The 17,117-nt window shown below is 73.3% G+C and carries 22 protein-coding genes and 1 pseudogene; 9 read left to right on the top strand and 14 right to left on the bottom strand.

Features of this window, described 5'->3' with window-relative positions; all coding sequences use genetic code 11:
• Positions 1–40: 40 nt before the first annotated feature.
• A complete protein-coding gene (locus ACQ393_RS01485) occupies positions 41–712 on the bottom strand; it encodes a hypothetical protein (protein ID WP_430645041.1) in 672 nt (223 codons plus the stop codon).
• 116 nt (positions 713–828) lie between these two features.
• Positions 829–1,245, bottom strand: coding sequence for a hypothetical protein (locus ACQ393_RS01490; RefSeq protein ID WP_430645042.1), 417 nt, complete (start codon positions 1,243–1,245; stop codon positions 829–831).
• Positions 1,246–1,394: 149 nt separating this feature from the next.
• Between ACQ393_RS01490 and ACQ393_RS01495 the strand changes: the two genes are divergently transcribed.
• Both ACQ393_RS01495 and ACQ393_RS01500 read left to right on the top strand, forming a co-directional pair.
• Positions 1,395–1,946 carry an SRPBCC domain-containing protein gene (locus ACQ393_RS01495; RefSeq protein ID WP_430645043.1) on the top strand — a complete coding sequence of 184 codons (552 nt, stop codon included), beginning with the start codon at positions 1,395–1,397 and terminating at the stop codon, positions 1,944–1,946.
• A complete protein-coding gene (locus tag ACQ393_RS01500) occupies positions 1,943–2,260 on the top strand; it encodes an ArsR/SmtB family transcription factor (RefSeq protein WP_430645044.1) in 318 nt (105 codons plus the stop codon). The genes ACQ393_RS01495 and ACQ393_RS01500 overlap by 4 nt, the downstream gene beginning before the upstream one ends.
• A 15-nt stretch (positions 2,261–2,275) precedes the next feature.
• On the opposite strand, the gene ACQ393_RS01505 is transcribed toward ACQ393_RS01500, so the two are convergent.
• Positions 2,276–3,037, bottom strand: coding sequence for an SDR family oxidoreductase (locus ACQ393_RS01505; RefSeq protein ID WP_430645045.1), 762 nt, complete (start codon positions 3,035–3,037; stop codon positions 2,276–2,278).
• Positions 3,038–3,194: 157 nt separating this feature from the next.
• Here ACQ393_RS01505 and ACQ393_RS01510 point away from each other — a divergent pair, with 157 nt between their 5' ends.
• A complete protein-coding gene (locus ACQ393_RS01510) occupies positions 3,195–3,380 on the top strand; it encodes a hypothetical protein (protein ID WP_430645046.1) in 186 nt (61 codons plus the stop codon).
• On the opposite strand, the gene ACQ393_RS01515 is transcribed toward ACQ393_RS01510, so the two are convergent.
• The 3 genes from ACQ393_RS01515 to ACQ393_RS01525 all read right to left on the bottom strand — a co-directional run bounded on the left by ACQ393_RS01515 (position 3,377) and on the right by ACQ393_RS01525 (position 5,528).
• Positions 3,377–3,748 (bottom strand): hypothetical protein, encoded by a 372-nt coding sequence (locus ACQ393_RS01515; protein ID WP_430645047.1) that lies wholly within the window; start codon positions 3,746–3,748, stop codon positions 3,377–3,379. The two genes, ACQ393_RS01510 and ACQ393_RS01515, sit on opposite strands and share 4 nt — an antisense overlap.
• A complete protein-coding gene (locus ACQ393_RS01520) occupies positions 3,738–4,619 on the bottom strand; it encodes an RNA polymerase sigma-70 factor (RefSeq protein WP_430645048.1) in 882 nt (293 codons plus the stop codon). The genes ACQ393_RS01515 and ACQ393_RS01520 overlap by 11 nt, the downstream gene beginning before the upstream one ends.
• 171 nt (positions 4,620–4,790) lie before the next feature.
• A complete protein-coding gene (locus ACQ393_RS01525; RefSeq protein WP_430645049.1) occupies positions 4,791–5,528 on the bottom strand; it encodes an alpha/beta fold hydrolase in 738 nt (245 codons plus the stop codon).
• Between the two features lie 218 nt (positions 5,529–5,746).
• Between ACQ393_RS01525 and ACQ393_RS01530 the strand changes: the two genes are divergently transcribed.
• Positions 5,747–6,691, top strand: coding sequence for an RNA polymerase sigma-70 factor (locus tag ACQ393_RS01530; RefSeq protein ID WP_430645050.1), 945 nt, complete (start codon positions 5,747–5,749; stop codon positions 6,689–6,691).
• Positions 6,692–6,736: 45 nt separating this feature from the next.
• Here ACQ393_RS01530 and ACQ393_RS01535 read toward each other — a convergent pair whose 3' ends face one another.
• Positions 6,737–7,450 (bottom strand): TetR/AcrR family transcriptional regulator, encoded by a 714-nt coding sequence (locus ACQ393_RS01535; RefSeq protein ID WP_430645051.1) that lies wholly within the window; start codon positions 7,448–7,450, stop codon positions 6,737–6,739.
• A gap of 104 nt (positions 7,451–7,554) precedes the next feature.
• Between ACQ393_RS01535 and ACQ393_RS01540 the strand changes: the two genes are divergently transcribed.
• The gene (locus ACQ393_RS01540; protein ID WP_430645052.1) at positions 7,555–8,607 is read left to right on the top strand and encodes an NAD(P)-dependent alcohol dehydrogenase; all 1,053 of its coding nucleotides are present in this window, start codon (positions 7,555–7,557) and stop codon (positions 8,605–8,607) included.
• 37 nt (positions 8,608–8,644) lie between these two features.
• On the top strand, positions 8,645–9,391 hold the full coding sequence (locus tag ACQ393_RS01545) for a DUF4386 domain-containing protein (RefSeq protein WP_430645053.1): 747 nt from the start codon (positions 8,645–8,647) through the stop codon (positions 9,389–9,391).
• Positions 9,392–9,415: 24 nt separating this feature from the next.
• Here the strand turns inward: ACQ393_RS01545 and ACQ393_RS01550 are convergent, their stop codons facing one another.
• From ACQ393_RS01550 to ACQ393_RS01570, 5 genes and pseudogenes are all read right to left on the bottom strand, one after another.
• Positions 9,416–9,631: an alpha/beta fold hydrolase gene (locus ACQ393_RS01550; protein ID WP_430645341.1), complete on the bottom strand. Its 216-nt coding sequence runs from the start codon at positions 9,629–9,631 to the stop codon at positions 9,416–9,418.
• A gap of 130 nt (positions 9,632–9,761) precedes the next feature.
• A pseudogene (locus ACQ393_RS01555) lies at positions 9,762–10,190 on the bottom strand (alpha/beta fold hydrolase); the annotation flags it as partial.
• 10 nt (positions 10,191–10,200) lie between these two features.
• The gene (locus tag ACQ393_RS01560; protein ID WP_430645054.1) at positions 10,201–11,154 is read right to left on the bottom strand and encodes an alpha/beta hydrolase; all 954 of its coding nucleotides are present in this window, start codon (positions 11,152–11,154) and stop codon (positions 10,201–10,203) included.
• 131 nt (positions 11,155–11,285) lie between these two features.
• On the bottom strand, positions 11,286–12,122 hold the full coding sequence (locus ACQ393_RS01565; protein ID WP_430645055.1) for an alpha/beta fold hydrolase: 837 nt from the start codon (positions 12,120–12,122) through the stop codon (positions 11,286–11,288).
• A gap of 143 nt (positions 12,123–12,265) precedes the next feature.
• Positions 12,266–12,772: a MarR family winged helix-turn-helix transcriptional regulator gene (locus tag ACQ393_RS01570; protein WP_430645056.1), complete on the bottom strand. Its 507-nt coding sequence runs from the start codon at positions 12,770–12,772 to the stop codon at positions 12,266–12,268.
• Positions 12,773–12,854: 82 nt separating this feature from the next.
• Here ACQ393_RS01570 and ACQ393_RS01575 point away from each other — a divergent pair, with 82 nt between their 5' ends.
• Positions 12,855–14,885, top strand: a complete 2,031-nt coding sequence (locus ACQ393_RS01575) for an FAD-binding oxidoreductase (protein ID WP_430645057.1) — start codon at positions 12,855–12,857, stop codon at positions 14,883–14,885.
• Positions 14,882–15,820, top strand: coding sequence for an LLM class flavin-dependent oxidoreductase (locus tag ACQ393_RS01580; RefSeq protein WP_430645058.1), 939 nt, complete (start codon positions 14,882–14,884; stop codon positions 15,818–15,820). Before ACQ393_RS01575 ends, ACQ393_RS01580 begins: the two co-directional genes overlap by 4 nt.
• 37 nt (positions 15,821–15,857) lie before the next feature.
• Here ACQ393_RS01580 and ACQ393_RS01585 read toward each other — a convergent pair whose 3' ends face one another.
• A complete protein-coding gene (locus ACQ393_RS01585; protein WP_430645059.1) occupies positions 15,858–15,983 on the bottom strand; it encodes a hypothetical protein in 126 nt (41 codons plus the stop codon).
• Between the two features lie 7 nt (positions 15,984–15,990).
• The gene (locus ACQ393_RS01590; RefSeq protein ID WP_430645060.1) at positions 15,991–16,458 is read right to left on the bottom strand and encodes a VOC family protein; all 468 of its coding nucleotides are present in this window, start codon (positions 16,456–16,458) and stop codon (positions 15,991–15,993) included.
• Between the two features lie 118 nt (positions 16,459–16,576).
• Here ACQ393_RS01590 and ACQ393_RS01595 point away from each other — a divergent pair, with 118 nt between their 5' ends.
• Positions 16,577–17,056: a dehydrogenase gene (locus ACQ393_RS01595; RefSeq protein WP_430645061.1), complete on the top strand. Its 480-nt coding sequence runs from the start codon at positions 16,577–16,579 to the stop codon at positions 17,054–17,056.
• The last annotated feature ends 61 nt before the right edge of the window (positions 17,057–17,117 follow it).

Genomic DNA, 17,117 nt, shown 5'->3' on the forward strand with positions numbered 1-17,117 from the left:
CTGATGCGCCGTCGGCGCTGCGCGCGCTGCGCGCCGCGCGTCAGTTCGCGATGCCGCCGCAGAGCACCGGCACGGTCGCCTCGAGCGGGATGCCCGCGCCGAGCGACGAGGAGCGGCTCGAGAACGGGTCGGCCGGGTTGAAGGCGTACATGCCGCTTCCGTCGAAGTCGATGCCGTGCACGACGACCTGCACGGTCCCCGCGTCGGCGTAGCCGGCGGCATCCGTGAACGTGCGCTGGTAGTACAGGTAGCCGCTCGCGTCGGCCATCGCGAACCGGTCGAGCGCGAGCGCGCTCGCGGGCGAGACGTCGCCCGTCGAGGTGAGCGAGGTCAGGATGCCGCCGTAGAACGGGGCGCCGTCGAGGACGGTGACGACGCCGTCGGTTCCGGCCGCTGCGGGCCCGGGGCAGGCGAGGTCGGTCGTGTCGCCCGGGACGCCGTGCAGGTGCATCGCGTGCGGGAGGTTCGGCGAGAGGCCCCACGCCTCGACGGTGACCTGCAGCTTGCCGTTCGGCAGTGCCTTCACCCGGGTGGTGCCGCTCGCCCGGCTCTCGGGGACCGCGGCGGGCTGCACCGCGTTCAGGTCGTAGCCGTAGCTCGCGACCTTCTCGGACGGGTTGCCGTCGTGCCCCGCCCACGCGGCGGTCGCGCCGCCGAGCGCCAGGGCGACGGCGGCGGCCGTCGCGGCGATGATGCGTGATGCGTTCCTCATGTCGTACTCCCTCGTACCGTGGGCGGCGTCGGGTCGGCGCCGTGCATGGGGTTCGGAGTCGACACGGGAGCGGATGGGTCCCGCTCGAGGGCGGCTGAAGTCGAACGCGGGTCGCCTCAGTCGAAGAACCGCACGCTCGCGACGGACAGGTCGTCGCCGGCGCCGCGGATGACGCAGCGAACCTCCGCGTGATGCGTCGCGCCGCCCTCGCCGACGAAGGTGACCGTTCCGGAGAGGCGCTGCGCGCCGTCGGCCTCGGTCTGCTGCAGGGAGCTCGCGAACTCGATGTCGGTGTGCCCCCGTTGCTCGAGCCGGCTCGTCGCAGCCTCCCGGCAGAGGGCGTCGGCGTCGGCGGGCGCGGCCGATCCCGCGCCGACGGCTCCGGCGACGATGGCCGCGCCGCCCGCGACGATCACGGCGGGGACGGCGATGCGGACCCAGAGCGGGGTCCGGCGGAACCACCCGTTCCGGGGTTCCTCGGGCTGCCGTGCGGCAGCGGCTGATGCGGTTGCATCCTGCGTCGGTGCGTTCATGGCGCGAACGTACGTCCGGCGGGAGCGTTGCGGCATCCGTGCGCAGCACGGAAACTGCCACCGCTCGGAACGAAATGCAACCGAAGGGTTGCGCAGGGAAGCGACCTTGTGCAACTCTGGAGTTGCACCACGACTCGAAAGGATCCATCATGGTGAACATGACCCACAACCCGCCCTCCGTCGTCGACGAGGGCACCTACTCCGTCCGACGCACCATCCGCATCGCCGCACCGGTCGAGAAGGTCTGGGCGGCCGTCACCGAACCCGAGCACATCTCGCGCTGGTTCGGCCGCACCGTGCTCGCCGGCAGCGGCATCGGCGCCGAGGGCACGATGACCTTCGACGGCTACGGCGCCGTGCCGATCCGGGTCGAGGCGATGGACGCGCCGCGCTCGGTCACGTACCGCTGGGGCAACGACGACGCGCTCGGCCGCCTGCCCGACCGGGTCGAGGAGGCGACGTCGACCGTCTTCACGTTCACGCTCGAGCCCGTGGCGGATGGCACGGGCGCCGGCGCCGGCGCGGAAGTCGGCGGCACCGAGCTCACGGTCGTCGAGACCGGCTTCGAGCGCACGTCCGACCCCGTGGAGAACATGGCCGAGCATGCCAAGGGTTGGGTCGGGGAGCTCGACAAGCTCGTGGCGCTGCTCGAGGGCGAGGAGCTCGCCGCGGCGAACGCGGGCGCCGAGGGCGCCGCGTGACGACGACGGCGCTGGTCCCCGTGTTCGCCGCACTCGGCGACGAGACCCGGTGGAGCATCCTTGCCGCGCTCGGCGAGGGCGACGCATCCGCGTCGGCCCTCGCCGCTCGGCTGCCCGTCACCCGCCAGGCGATCGCCAAGCACCTCGCCGTGCTGCAGGAGGTCGGCCTCGTCGAGCCGATCCGCGTCGGTCGGGAGGTGCGCTTCCGCGTGCTCGGCGCGCAGCTCGGCGAGACGGCCCGTCGCCTCGAGGCGATCGGTGCCGAATGGGACCGCCGGCTCGCCGCGATCAAGGAGATCGCCGAAGGGCTGTAGTCGGGTGGGCCGCGATCAGCGCGCAGTCGCGGCGGGCTGCGCCGCGGCCCACTCGTCGAACGACGTCGTCGAGAGCTCGGCGCCGGGCCCCGGCGTGAGCTCATCGCCGTGCAGCAGCGTCCCGAAGTACGGCGAGTCCGCCGAGGCCACGACCTCGCGCGAGTCCCCGCGGGCGGCGAGACCGCGGCGGATGAACTCCGCCATCGGCAGCTTCTCCGGGCCGCCGATCTCGAGCGTGCCGTTGCGCGGCGCGGACGCGGCGGCGCGGGCGACGGCGGCCGAGACATCCGCTGCAGCGATGGGCTGCATGAAGCCCGTCGACACGCGCGCGACGCCGTCCGTCGTCGCCTCGTCGGCGATGCGGGCGGCGAACTCGTAGAACTGCGTCGCGCGCACGATCGTGTAGGGCTGGCCCGAGTCGGCGATGAGCCGCTCCTGCGCGACCTTCGCGCGCAGGTAGCCGCTGTCCGGCAGGAGCTCGGCGCCCACGATCGAGAGCGCGACGTGGTGGCCGACGCCGGCCGCACGCTCGGCGTGGAGCAGCGTCCGGGTGGAGGTCGTGAAGAACGCCATCACGTCGTCGTCGGCGAAGGACGGCGAATTCGAGACGTCGACCACGACGTCGGCGCCGGCGAGCGCGTCGGCGACGCCCTCGCCGGTCAGGGTGTTCACGCCCGAGTTCGGCGAGGCGGCGACCGCCTCGTGACCGTGCTCGGCGAGCGCCGAGACGACTCGGGATCCGATGAGGCCGGTGCCTCCGATGACGACGATCTTCATGGGTCGGGGTGCCTTCCGTCGGGGCCGCGGGGTTCCGCTGCCGTCATGAAGCTCCGACCGGGCGAGCCCGCGATCTGTGACATGGCGATGGGCGGGTGGACCGCCGGCCGAGGCATCGCTAGGGTGCTCGTGACCAGGCTGCTCCCGAGGAGGCGACATGTCCGGAGACGAGGCAGGCATCGATCCGGGGTCGGAGGTCGACGTCGCCATCGAGCGGGCGCTCGAGGCGGCGAGCCTTCGTGCGGGCGACGCGCTGGGCGGGACGAGCGCGACCGCGGTGCACGAATCCGAGCCGTCCGCCGCGGAGGCGGGCGACGCCGGTGCGGGGGCCGACGCGGACTAGGGCGCGCAGCGCCGGTTCCAGTGCGCGAGCTTCCCGGGCGCGGCCTGGAGCCACAGCTCGGCGATCGGGCCGCCGCCGTCGGTCGCGGGCTCGAACGCGAGCACGCCGATGACGGTGCCGTCGTCGCGCCGCAGTGCGAGGCCGGGACATCCGTTCACCTGTACCGCCTCGAGTGCGGCGTCATGGCGATCGACGACGAGTCGTTCGAGGGTGCGGATGACTCGGGCGCGACCACGCACGGACCCGCCACCGCGGTCCCCGGTGTCGACGGTCAGCCTCGCCTCGATGTCGAGCAGGCGGGCGAGTGCCACGTCGTCGCCGGCCAGGAGCGCGGCGACCAGGGCCGAGGAGACCTCCTCACGCGGCACGGGAGGCCACGCCGGCGAGCTTCTCGGGGTTCATCATCCAGAGCACCTGGTCGATCGCGCCCGCCGAAGCGACGACCGTGAGCACCGCGAACGTCTCGCCGTCCTTCCGGAGCACGACCGACGGCTCGCCGTTCACGTCGGCCTCGATCGTCTCCACGCCCGCCCAGAAGTGCACGTGGAAGGCGCGCACGAACTTCGCGACCGTCGTCCGGCCGCGCACCGGGAACTTCGAGGCGCGCACGACGCCGCCGCCGTCCGAGTACGACACGACGTCCTCGGCGAACAGGCGTTCGAGCCCGTCCAGGTCGCCCGTCCTGGCGGCGCTGACGAAGGCGGTCAGCAGCCGCCGTTGCTCGGCGGGGGTCACGTCGCGCCGGCGCTCGCCCGCGAGGTGCTTCCGCGCTCGGCTCACGAGCTGGCGAGCGGCGACCTCCGAGACCTGGACGATCGCGCAGATCTGCGCGTACGAGTAGGCGAACGCCTCGCGCAGGACGTACGCGGCGCGTTCGGTCGGCGTCAGGCGTTCGAGCATGACCAGCACCGCGAACCCGAGGGCCTCGGCGCGTTCGGCGCCGAGCGTCGGGTCGGCGCTCGTGTCGACCGGCTCCGGCAGCCACGGGCCGACGTAGGTCTCGCGACGCGCGCGCGCCGACTGCAGCGCGTTGATCGCCAGGCGCGTCGTCGTGGTGGCGAGGAAGGCGGGCGGGTCGTCGACGACCGACCGATCGGCGCCCTGCCAGCGGAGCCAGGCCTCCTGCACGATGTCCTCGGCCTCCGACGCGCTGCCGAGCATGCGGTACGCGATGCCGAAGAGCCGGCCGCGCACATCGGCGAACGCGGCGAGCGCGCCCTCGATCGAGTCGTCGTGCATGCGGTGAATCCTCTCGCGCGGCGGACGGGGCCGAACCGAAGCCCGGGACGGGCGGTCCTCCTGACTACGACCGGATGGGCCGCCGGGATGTGACACCCGGCGGCCCATCCGGTCTCTCGCGCCGAGCCGCGGCATCCGCCCTCGAAGCAGAGCGGATGCCGCGGCCGCGCGTCACGCTGCCGCTCGTGCCTCGCTCACCGCGCGCACGGCCTCGAGCACGACCTCCGCGACCGCGCCGGGCTGCGACACGCTGAGCGCGTGCGACGCGCCCGCGATCTCGCGGGTGCCGCGCGAGCCGGCGCGCTCGGCGCCCGCCCGGTGCACGGCGACCGGGATGTTGCGGTCCTCGGTCGAGAAGACGTGCCAGGAGGGACGGTCCTTCCAGCCGGGAACGGCGGCGGCGACCGGCTCCTGCAGGGCGGCTTCGGTGACGGGACGCTGGGTGGCGCCCATGAGGCCGGCGGTCTTCGGGTCGACGTCGGCCGCGAACTGCTCGCGGAAGACGTCGCTGCGGATCGTGAACTCGACACCGCCGGTCGAGATCGGGTGCGGCTCGATCGCCTCGCCGAGCGTGCTGCCCGGCTCGCTCGTCGACAGCGCGAACGCGCTGTCGCCCGGCTGCGGGACGAACGCGCACACGTAGACGAGCGCGGCGACCCGGTCGTTGCCTGCGGACGCCTCGCTGATCACGAGCCCGCCGTAGGAGTGGCCGACGAGGACGACAGGTCCGTCGATCGAGGCGATCACGTCGCGGACGTAGGCCGCGTCGCCGGAGAGGCTCCGCAGCGGGTTCGCCGCGGCGACCGAGGTGACGCCCTCGGTGTGGAGGTGCTCGATGACGCCGTTCCAGCTGGCGGATTCGGCGAAGGCGCCGTGCACGAGCACGACGGTCGGCTTCTGGTTCGACATGGTCGGTTCCTTCCGTGGGTGGGATGCGTGGGCACCCGCACGGCAGGGCGCCGGGTGTCGCAAGCTCGGACCGCGCGAGCCGACCGACTGTGACGGCCGGGCCGGATGTCCCGACCCGCGTCACATCCGTTCGCGCTGCCCGGTCGCAGATGGCGACGCGCCTCGGGTCCGGGATTCCGCTCGACGTCGGCTCGTACGCGCGCGAGGATGGGGGAGTCATGCGCACGCACGAGGCGACGAAGGTCGATCTCTCGGAGGTCCGCCGACCGAGGGGCGAGTGGCGGGTCGAGCCCGATCTCGACGAGGCCGTCGCGACGTTCGGCGAGCTGCGACCGCGTCTCTTCGGCATCGCGTACCGCATGACGGGCTCGGTCGCCGACGCCGAGGACCTCGTCCAGGAGACCTGGCTGCGGTGGCAGCAGGCCGACCGGGGTGCGGTCCGCGAGCCGGCCGCGTTCCTCGCGACGACGATCACGCGGCTCGCGATCAACGCGCTGCAGTCTGCGCGGGTGCGCCGCGAGGCGTACGTCGGCCCCTGGCTGCCCGAACCGATCGACACGGGGGCGAATCCGGAACTCCTCGTCGAACAGGACGAATCGCTCGGCTTCGCGGTGCTGCTCCTCCTCGAGCGGCTGACCCCGACCGAGCGCGCGGCGTACGTGCTGCGCGAGGCGTTCGCCTACCCGTACCGGCAGATCGCCGAGATCATCCACGCCACGGAGGCGAGCGCGCGCCAGCTCGTGAGCCGTGCGCGCAAGCACCTCGTCGACGGTCGCCACGCGTCGGTCGGAGCGCCCGAGCGACGCCGTCTGCTCGACGAGTTCCTGCATGCGGCGCAGACCGGCGACCTCACGCGGCTCGAGGCGCTCCTCACGGACGACATCGTGAGCTACTCCGACGGCGGCGGACTCGCGCAGGCGGCGCGGTTCCCGCTCGTCGGGCGCGACCGGGTCGCGAAGTTCGTGCACGCCGTGTCGGAGTGGTTCTGGACCGGCATCGACATCCGCCGCATCGAGGCCAACGGCGAGCCCGCACTGCTGCTCGGGGCGAACGGAGCGCCCTTCGCCCTGTTCGCCGTCGACGCGACCGTCGACGGCGTCGACCGCCTGTTCTGGATGGTCAACCCGGGCAAGCTCGGCGGCGTGCTGCCCGCGAGCGCCTGACGGGGAGCCGCGGGGCGGACGGCGTCGCGGCGGGCGCAGCGATGGTCAGCCGGGACTCGCGCCCGCGGTCGATGCGTCCCCTGCCCGCCTCGCTGTCATCTCGATCCCGTCGAGGATGAGATCGAGCCCGAAGTCGAAGGATCGGCCGAAGTCGTAGCCGGGCTTGAGCACGTACTCCTGCGTGAAGCGCACCAGGTTCGGGTGCTCTCCCGACGGGAGGGGGACGATGATCTCCTCGGCGGCCCCGGTGAGGTCGCCGTGCTGCTCGCCGAACGGCAGGGCCGCCTCCTGCAGCGCGAACCCGTAGACGAACGCATCGACGACCGCGAGACCGTGGGCGATCAGCTCCGGCGGGAGCCCGGACCGATACCAGCACGCGAGCACCGCGTCGTGGTGTCCCAGCGTCCCCGCCCCGGGACTCGTCCGCGATTCCATCAGCGGGGTCGCCCACGGATGGCGCCTGAGCACGATGCGAAGCGATGCCGAGCGTCGACGGATGCCCTCGCGCCATGGATCGTCGGACGACGGCCGGTCGATCTCGTCGAAGACGAGGTCGATCATGCCGTCGATGATCGCCTCCTTGTTCGCGACGTAGTGGTAGATCGTCATCGGCTTGACGCCGAGGTGCTCGGCGAGCCGACGGATGGTGAGCGGCTCGATGCCCTCGCGGTCGGCGAACTCGATCGCGCCGTGCAGCACCCGGTCGCGGTTCAGGGAGCCGCGGACGTGGGTGCGCTCGCCGGTCGTGGGTTCGGTCATGGCGTCCATTCCATCATTCGGTCTTGACTCATCGTACTAAGTACGAGTAGCGTGTCGCACATCCTGTCGTACTAAGTACGATTCAGTATTCCGAGGAGAAGGACATGCAGGCCGAGACCGGAACCACGACCACGACGACGCGCACCGCCGCCACCGAGGCCGGCCGCGTCGCACCAGCGACGATGACCGCCGTCGTGCAGCGCGCCTACGGCGACGTCGACGTGCTCGACGTCGACCGCATCGACGTGCCGCGCCCCGGCAACGGCCAGGTGCTCCTCGAGGTCCGCGCCGCGGGCCTCGATCGAGGCACCTGGCACCTCATGACGGGGCTGCCGTACCTCACGCGCCTCATGTTCGGCCTCCGCCGGCCGTCGCAGCCCGTGCCCGGGTTCGACGTCGCGGGCGTCGTCGTCGCCGTCGGCGAGGGCGTCGACCGGTTCGCCGTCGGCGACGAGGTGTTCGGCATCGCCGACGGCAGCTTCGCCCAGTACGCGGTCGCCGAGGCATCCACCCTGGCCCGCAAGCCGCAGTCGGTCTCGTTCGACGAGGCCGCCGTGGTCCCGGTCTCCGGGCTCACGGCCCACCAGGCGGTCCACGGCAGCGGCCGCGTCGCGGCCGGCCGGCGCGTGCTCGTGATCGGCGCCTCCGGTGGCGTCGGCGGGTACGCCGTGCAGCTCGCCGTGCGGGCGGGCGCAGAGGTGACCGGCGTCGCGAGCACCGCGAAGGCCGAGCACGTCCGCTCGCTCGGCGCCGTGCGCGTCATCGACTACCGCGCGACCGACGTCTCGCGGGGTGCGGAGCGGTACGACCTGATCGTCGACATCAACGGCCGGCTGCCCGTCCGTCGCCTGCAGCGGATCCTCACCCCGAGCGGGACCCTCGTGATCGTCGGCGGCGAGGGCGGCGGCCGGCTCACGGGCGGCCTGCAGCGACAGCTCAGCGCCCCGCTGCGCTCGCTGTTCACCCGCAAGCGCCTCACGTTCTTCATCTCGAGCCACGAGCGGGAGGGCATCGAGCGCCTCGCCGACCTGCTCGCGGATGGCGAGCTCAGCGCGACGGTGGGCCGCACCTACCCGCTCTCCGAGGTCCGCCGCGCCATGGGCGACCTCGTGGCCGGGCGCATCCCGGGCAAGGCCGTGATCACCATCGGCCGCTGACCATCCGACCCGCCATCCGACCCACCAGGAGGACCCCATGACCACCACCGGACTCACCCGGCCCGACATCGCCGACGTCGACGACGCGCAGGCCCGCCGGCGCGCCGCCCGCATCGCGGGCCTCGGCTACGTCGCCGTCTTCGTGCTCGCGATCTTCGCCAACTTCGTCGTCCGCGAGTCGCTCGTCCACCCCGGCGACGCGGCGGCGACGGCGGCGGATGTCGCGGCATCCGAATCGCTCTTCCGCGGCGGCCTCGCCGCGTTCGTCGTCGTGTTCCTCATCGACGTGCCCATCGCGTGGGCGCTGTACGTGCTGTTCCGCCCCGCTGGGCGCGACCAGTCGCTCCTCGCAGCCTGGTTCCGCCTCGTCTACACCGTGATGCTCGGCGTCGCCGCGGTCTTCATGTTCCTCGGCCTGCAGCTGGTCACCGGCGGGCCCGGCACCGGCACGATGGGCCCCGAGGCGGGCCTGCTGATGTTCGAGGCGTTCGACTACGCGTGGCTCGTGGGCCTCTTCGCGTTCGGCGTGCACCTCGTGCTCCTCGGCCGGATGATCGTGGCCTCGCGCATCGCACCCGTCTGGCTCGGCTGGACGCTCATCGTCGCCGGCGTCGCCTACGGGCTCGACACGCTGGCCGTGACCCTCCTTCCCGACTACGCGGCGATCGCCGACCTCATGCTCATGGTCGTCCTGATCCCGTCGGTCGCGGCCGAGCTGTCCTTCACGGTGTGGCTGCTCGTCACCGGATGGCGCCGGCCGCGCGTCGCGGCCGAGGCCGCGTGATCGCGGGCCGACGCCGACCTCGACTCAGGCGGCCGCACCGACGGGCGGTCGCCCCTCGGCGAGCCCGAGCACCTCGACGACCGCCGCGGCGAACGCCTCCGGCGCCTCCCGCGGCAGGTGGTGACCGGCGTGCGGCACGTGGCGATGCACGCGCGGCCCGGTGAAGTGCCGAGCGGATGCCGCGGCATCCGTCGCCGGGAAGTTGCCGTCGGCGAGCCCGTCGAGCGTGACCGCGGGCACCCTGATCGGCGGCTGGTCGGCCAGGCGCGCCTCGTCCCGCCGGTACTGCGGCGCGCCGGCCGCGTTCGGTGAGGAAGTAGAAGAAGTACCAGAACCCGGACTCGAGCTGCGGGGGCAGCGGATGCATCGACGCGGAGATGTCCTGGATCAGGTAGCCGTTCACCGAGACGAGTCCGATCACGCGCTCCGGGTGCAGCGCGGCGGCGACGCACGCTGCCCGTCCGCCCCAGTCGTAGCCGGCGAGCACGGCACGCTCGATGCCGAGCGCGTCCATGAGGTCGATCACGTCCTGCCCCAGCGCGGCCTGCTGTCCGCTCCGCGGGGTGACGCGCTCGCGGAAGCGCGTACCGCCGTGCCCGCGGAGGTACGGCACGACCACGCGGAAGCCGGCCCCCGCGAGTCGCGGCGCGACCTCGACGTAGCTGTGGACGTCGTACGGGAACCCGTGGAGGAGCAGCACGGGCGTCCCGTCGGCGGGACCGGCCTCGTGGTAGGCGACGTCCAGCACGCCGGCCGACACGTGGCGAAGCGGTTCGAGTCGGGGCAGCTGGGCGGTCATGGCCGGACCCCTACTCGCTCGTCCCGAGGGCCTTGCGCAGCACGTGGATCGCCTGCTCGACGGCGGCGGTCGATGCGGCGGTGCCGCGGACGGGGTTCAGCATCATGAAGTCGTGGATCGCGGCGTTGTAGCGCACGCTCGTCGTCCGCACGCCCGCGGCCGTGAGCTTGCGCGCGTAGGCCTCGCCCTCGTCACGCAGCACGTCGTTCTCGTCGACGACGACGAACGCCTCGGGCAGGCCCGCGAGGTCGTCGAGGCTCGCGCGGAGCGGCGACGCGGTGATCTCCCCGCGCCGCTCGAGGTCGGGGAGGTACGCGTCCCAGAACCAGGCCATGCTCTTCGCGAGCAGGAACGGCCCGTCGGCGAACTCCCGGTAGCTGTCGGTGTCCTGCGCGGCATCCGTCACCGGGTAGTAGAGCGACTGGTGTGCGAACGTGACGTCGCCGCGCTGCTCGGCCTTGATGGCGAGCGCGGCGGCCATGTTGCCGCCGACCGAGTCGCCCGCGACGACGAGCCGCGATGCGTCGAGGCCCTGCTCGGCGCCGTTCTGCGTGATCCACTGCGCGGTCGCGTAGCCCTGCTCGATCGCGACGGGGTAGCGGGCCTCGGGGGAGCGGTCGTACTCGACGAACACGATCGCCGCGCGAGCGCCCGTCGCCAACTCGCGCACGAGCCGGTCGTGCGTGCCGGCGTTGCCGAGCACCCAGCCGCCGCCGTGCATGTAGAGCACGGCCGGCAGCGGAGCGTCGGCGCCGACGGGCTTCACGATGCGCACGCGCACGTCGCCGACCTCGGCGGGCACGGTGATCCACGTCTCGTCGACGTCGGGCTTCTCGATCGGGGCGGCCTGGAGGTCGTCGAGCACCGTGCGGGCGCCCTCGACGCCGAGCTCGTAGAGGAACGGCGGGCGGGAGGTCGCGTCCGCGACGTCCTGGGCGGCGGGCTCGAGCACGTGATCGGTCATGGTTCCGGTCCTTCCTGGAGTGGGTGCGGGTCACCAGCGAGGACCGGGCTCCAGGGGACGATGTGACGCGCCGCGGCATCCGCCCCTGATGAGAGCGGATGCCGCGGCGCGGCGTCAGCGGTGCTGCGCGCTCACTCGGCGGCGTCGAGGATGACGTCGACGACCTCGCCCGGGTGGCTCATCATGGCGACGTGCGAGCTGGCGAGCTCGATCGTCGTCGCGCCGGCGCGCTCGGCCATGACCCGCTCGGCCTCGGGCGGGATGGTGTGGTCCTCGGCGGCCACGATGTACCAGCTGGGGATGCTCGCCCACGCCGGCTCGCCCGACGGCGTGAACAGCGCCTGCACGGCTGCCGGGCGCTGCGACGCGGCCATGACCGCGGTCTGCTTCTTCGGCAGGTCGGCGGCGAACAGCTCGTGGAAGTACGCCGGGTCGATGTAGCCGTCGGCATCGCCCTCGGGTGCGCCCGGGTAGGGACGGATCACGAGGTGGTCGGCGAGGTCGGTGTGCCCGCCGCCGAGCGCGTTCGCCTGGACGAGGCTCTCACCCTCGTCGAGCGCGTACGCGGCGACGTAGACGAGCGCCTCGACGTTCTCGAGGCCGGTCGCGGCGTTCGTGATGACCGCGCCGCCGTACGAGTGGCCGACGAGGACGATCGGGCCCTCGATGGTCTCGAGGATGGAGCGGACGTAGGCTGCGTCGGTGTGCAGGCCGCGCAGCGGGTTGGATGCCGCGAGCACGGTGTAGCCCCGCTTCTGCAGCCGCTCGGTGACGTCGTTCCAGCCTGACGAGTCGGCGAACGCGCCGTGGACGAGCACGATCGTGGGTTTCGGTTCGGAGGGTGCGCGGGCGGCGTCCGCCGCCGCCGGGACGGCGACCGAGAGCGCGGTGGCCGCGGCGACGGCCGCCGCCGCGGCGATCGCGGCGCGGATCGGACCGCGCCGGCTGCGGGGGTTCGTGGCGTGCATGGTGGACCTTCCTCGGATTCGGGGACGGCGGGATCGGCCCGGACGGGCACGGCCGTCGGGATCCACCCTGATCCGGGGCGAGTCGGTGCCGAACCACGTGCGGCGCGTAGTCGCGAGCACCGCCACGAGCGCCCGCGACGCGATCACTCGTCGGCGACCTCGCACGGGTCGTCGACGTCGCCGCCCGTGCCGACCGCGGCCTTGACGAGCAGGCGCCGGAGGGCCTCCCGCTCGGCGGGGTCGAGAGCGCCGAGCACGAGGTCCTGTGCGGCGACGACGCGCGAGCAGGCGCCCGAGATGACCTCCTGCCCGCGCGGCGTCGCGACGACGAGCCGCTGGCGCCGATCGGCGGGGTTCGGTCGCCGCTCGACGAGCCCGTCGGCCTCGAGGTCGTCGACGAGGTAGGTCATGACCGTGCGGTCGATGCCGAGGTGGTTCGCGAGCGCGAGCTGGCTGGGCTGCGTGCCGCGGATGACCTCGGCCATGGTCTCGTAGCCGCGCGGCCCGTGCGGGAAGTCGCCGATCGCCTCCTGCACGCGGTCGCGGTGGGCGCGGAGCAGCACGCCGAGCGCCCACCCGAAGTCGTCGCCGAGGTCGAGGGAGGTCAGCGCGCTCGCGGTGGTCGGTGCCGAGCCGAGGTCGGGTTCCATGCTTCGAGCCTACGACTGATCGGTGGAATAAATCATCTGCAAAACCGATTATCGTCAGTGCAACCGAATCATGGGAGACGGAATGACCATCCAACTCGGAGTCCTGATCGCGTCGACGCACGGCGCGGACCCCGACCATCGCGCCGGCGCGCCTGCCGACGCATCGGCCGCCGTGGCACGCCTCGCCGCCGCCGCCGAGAGCCACCACCTCGACCTCATCGTGGTGGCGCCGGGTGACGCGGCGCCGGCCGCGATCGCCGCGCTCGACCCCTGGAGTCTCGCGGCCTGGATCGCCGCCGGCACCGACCGCATCGCGATCGGCGTCGAGCCGTCGCACGCGTCACGGGGCACCCGCGGCTCGGCGTTCGGCATCGCCGGAGGGGTGCCGGACGCCGAGACGCCGGTGCCGGCCGTGCTGGACCGCGCTCGCGAGAGCCTCCGCCGGCTCGCGCCAGGGCGGCTCATCGACGGCGACGGCAGCGTCGGCAGCGCCGGCGACGCCGGCGCGCGAGCGGATGTCGCGGGCCAGGCCTGGGTCGTCGCGACGCCCGCCGCGGATGCCGCCGAGCTCGCCGCGCTCGCCGAGGACGGCGTGCCGGTCGTCGTGCCCGTGGCATCCGTCGAGGACGTCGAGCGCGTGGCATCGGTCGCCGCCGAGATGCGCGCCGCCCTGCCCGCGCGCCCGCGCCGATCGGCCGAGGTGCGCGCACGTCGCGTCGCGCGGATCGACTACGACGGCGTGCCCGACTCGCTCGCCGCGACCGCGGTCGAGCCGGGGGACCGGGCGCACCGCAGCGTGGCCTCCACCTACCTCCGCGGCGGAGCGCCCGGTCTCGTGCTGCGGCCGACCACGCCGGCGGAGGTCGCCGACGCCCTCGCCTTCGCGCGGCGCCATCGCGACGTGCCGCTCGGCATCCGCAGCGCCGGCCACGGCATCAGCGGCCGCTCCACCAACCGCGGCGGCATCGTGATCGACGTCGGCGGCATGGACGAGATCGTCGTGCTCGACCGGGCGTCGCGCCTCGTGCGCATCGGGCCGGGCGCGACCTGGAAGCGGGTCGCCGCGGCCCTGCACCCGTACGGCTGGGCGCTCGGGTCCGGCGACTACGGCGGGGTCGGCGTCGGCGGGCTCGCGACCGCCGGCGGCATCGGGCTGCTCTCCCGGGCGCACGGGCTCACGATCGACCACCTGCGCGCGGTCGAGCTGGTCCTCGCCGACGGCACGATCGTCCGTGCGAGCGCCGACGAGCATCCCGACCTGTTCTGGGCCGTCCGCGGCGCCGGCGCGAACTTCGGCGTCGCCACCGCATTCGAGTTCGAGGTCGACGCAATCGACGACGTCGGCTGGGCGCAACTTGCCCTCGTGAACCGCGACCTCGAGGGCGCGCTCCTCGAGTTCGGCCGCATCGCGACCGAGGCGCCGCGCGACACGACGGCCTTCCTCGTCACCGGCCCGCCGCGCGAGGGGCAGTCCGTGATGCAGCTGTTCGCGATCGTCGACGACCCCGACCCCGATGTGGTCGTCGAGCGCCTCACGCCGTTCACCGGCATCGGCGCGCTCGTGCAGCAGCAGGCGGCGGTCATGCCGTACCGCGACGTCATGGCGCAGGCCGCCGACGTCGGCCCCGACGGCCAGCACGGATTCGGCGAGCCGGTGTCGCGCTCGGCGTTCCTGCCCCGCCTGACGCCCGGGTTCGCGAGGGATGCCGCGGCGCTCCTCGAGACGGGCCTCGTGCACTTCTTCGAGCTGCGCACCATGGGCGGTGCCGTCGCGGATGTCGCCTCCGACGCGATGGCGTTCCCGCACCGGTCCCCGGCGTTCCAGGTCACCGCGATGGGCGCCGACGACGCCGCGCTGGACGCCGCGTGGGACCGCCTCCGCCACCACTTCGAGGGGCTCTACCTGAGCTTCGAGACCGACCGCCGACCCGAGCGGCTCGTCGACGCGTTCACCGAGCCGGTGCTCGAGCGGCTCCGCACGCTCAAGGGCCGCTACGACCCGGACGCGCTGTTCCGCGACAACTTCGCCATCGAGCCGCGCACCGGCGCGGCATCCGCTGCCACCGACGCGCGCAGCACGACGCAGACCACAGAACTGGAGATCGCCTCATGACCGACTACGGACACGACCTGCGATTCGGGACGTTCCTCACCCCGTCCGCCCATGACGCCGAGCGCGTCGTGGAGCTCGCCGAGCTCTCCGACCGCGTCGGGCTCGACCTGGTCACCTTCCAGGATCACCCGTACCAGGCGTCGTTCCTGGACACCTCGACGCTGCTCGCCTACGTCGCCGCGCGCACCGAGCGCGTGCACCTCAGCGCGAACGTCGCGAGCCTGCCGCTCCGGCCGCCCGCCGTGCTCGCCCGCGCCGCGGCATCCGTCGACGTGCTGAGCGGCGGTCGGTTCGAGCTCGGCATCGGTGCCGGCGCCTTCTGGGACGGCATCGCGGCCATGGGCGGCCGGCGGTTGACGCCGGGCCAGGGCGTCGGCGCGCTGCGCGAGGGCATCGGCATCATCCGCGACCTCTGGGACGTGGATGCCGAGGGCCGCGTCGCGCATCACGGCCGCTACTACGACGTGGCCGGCGCGAAGCGCGGACCGCGCCCCGCTCACGACATCGACGTGTGGATCGGCGCCTACAAGCCGCGCATGCTCGCCCTCACGGGGGAGCTCGGCGACGGCTGGCTCCCCTCCCTGGAGTACGTCGAGGGCGGCCTCGCCGGGGTCGACGACGCGAACGCGCGCATCGACGACGCCGCGCTCGCTGCGGGGCGGTCGCCGTCGGACGTCCGTCGCCTGATGAACTTCATGCGCGTCGACCTGTCTCCGGTCTCGCGCGGGCTGCTGCACGGGCCGGCCGAGCAGTGGGTCGATGACCTCACGGGGCTCGTGCTCGAGCACGGGCTGAGCTCGTTCATGGTCGCGGGCGACGACCCGGTCGTGGCGGAGCGGCTCGCCGCCGAGATCGCGCCGGCGGTGCGCGAGGCGGTCGCGCGCGAGCGCGGTGCCGGCGCGGCGGCGGGCGCGGGTGCGGCCGCGGCATCCTGACCGCACCGGCGGTGCCGGCGGCCGGTCCGCTGGGGGCTCAGTCGTCCGGCATCGACCGTCGCCCGCCGACCGCGCGATCGGCGAGCGGGAAGGCCAGCGACCCCGCCGCGACCCACCACTCCATGACGTCGAACGCGTCCGGGATGTCGGGGTTGCGCGCCATCCGTCGCTCACGCGTTCTCGAGCTCGGCGATGACGATCTTCTTCTGCCGCATCATCACCTGGATCTGCTCCGGCCGGCGAGTGAGTTCGCCCATGTTCGCCGGGACGACCTGCCAGCTGACGCCGAAGCGGTCCTTGCACCACCCGCACGCCTCGGCGTCGGGCACGTGCGAGAGCCGCTCCCAGTAGTGGTCGATCTCGGCCTGGTCGGCGCACGCGACGATGAACGAGACCGACTCGTTGAACGTGAAGAGCGGCCCGCCGTCGAGGCAGGTGAACGGCACGCCGTTCAGCCGGAACTGCCCGTTCAGCACCTTGCCCGACATGCCGCGGAAGTGCTCGTCGAGCGACTCGTCGGGATACTCGTCGACCCGGTCGATCGAGGAGTTCGGGAAGACCTCGGTGTAGTACGACATCGCCTCGCGCGCCTGGTCGTCGAACCACAGGCAGGGCTGGATGGGTGTGAGCTCGGCCATCGGGAACCTCCTCGTCCGCCTCGCGCGCCGGCGCCGCGATCGGGGTCAGCGTACGCCGACGACGCGCGGTCGGCGAGAATGGGACGTGATGCGGAGGGCGGCGACGAGGGTGACCGACATGGATGAACGGCGGACCGGTACGACGACGGATGCCACGGGGCGCGCCGCGACGGATGCCACGGCCGGCCCGCATACGCCCGGCCATCACGCGATCGGCTGCCCGGAGTGCTTCGTCGAGCTGCAGCAGAACCACGACTGGTGGAAGGCGCGGCCCGAGGGCTCGCGGCTCGTCGGCCTCGTCGTGCCCCGCGGGGACATGCCGCCGATCCTCGAGCAGCGCACTGCGCTCACGCGGTTCGGGGTGCAGATCCTCGACTTCCGCTATCCGACGCCCGATATGCCCGAGACCTGGGAGCAGCGGCTCGGCCGGCTGTTCGCGACCCTGCAGGCGGGCGACGTGCTCGTCGTCGTCAACGAGCGGGCCCTCGGCCGCTCGCCCGAGGAGGTCGCGCGCACGATCCGCACCCTCCGCCGGCACGACCTCGTCGTGAAGGTGCTCGGCCGGGGCGCGCCGCACCTGGAGGACGCGCGCGCCTGACCGCGGGTGTGGCGACTGCTCCGACCCGCGGCGCCGGTGGGCTCGCGCCGCGGCGCGCTGC

The organism is Agromyces sp. GXS1127, from assembly GCF_050565425.1.
GTDB lineage: Bacteria > Actinomycetota > Actinomycetes > Actinomycetales > Microbacteriaceae > Agromyces.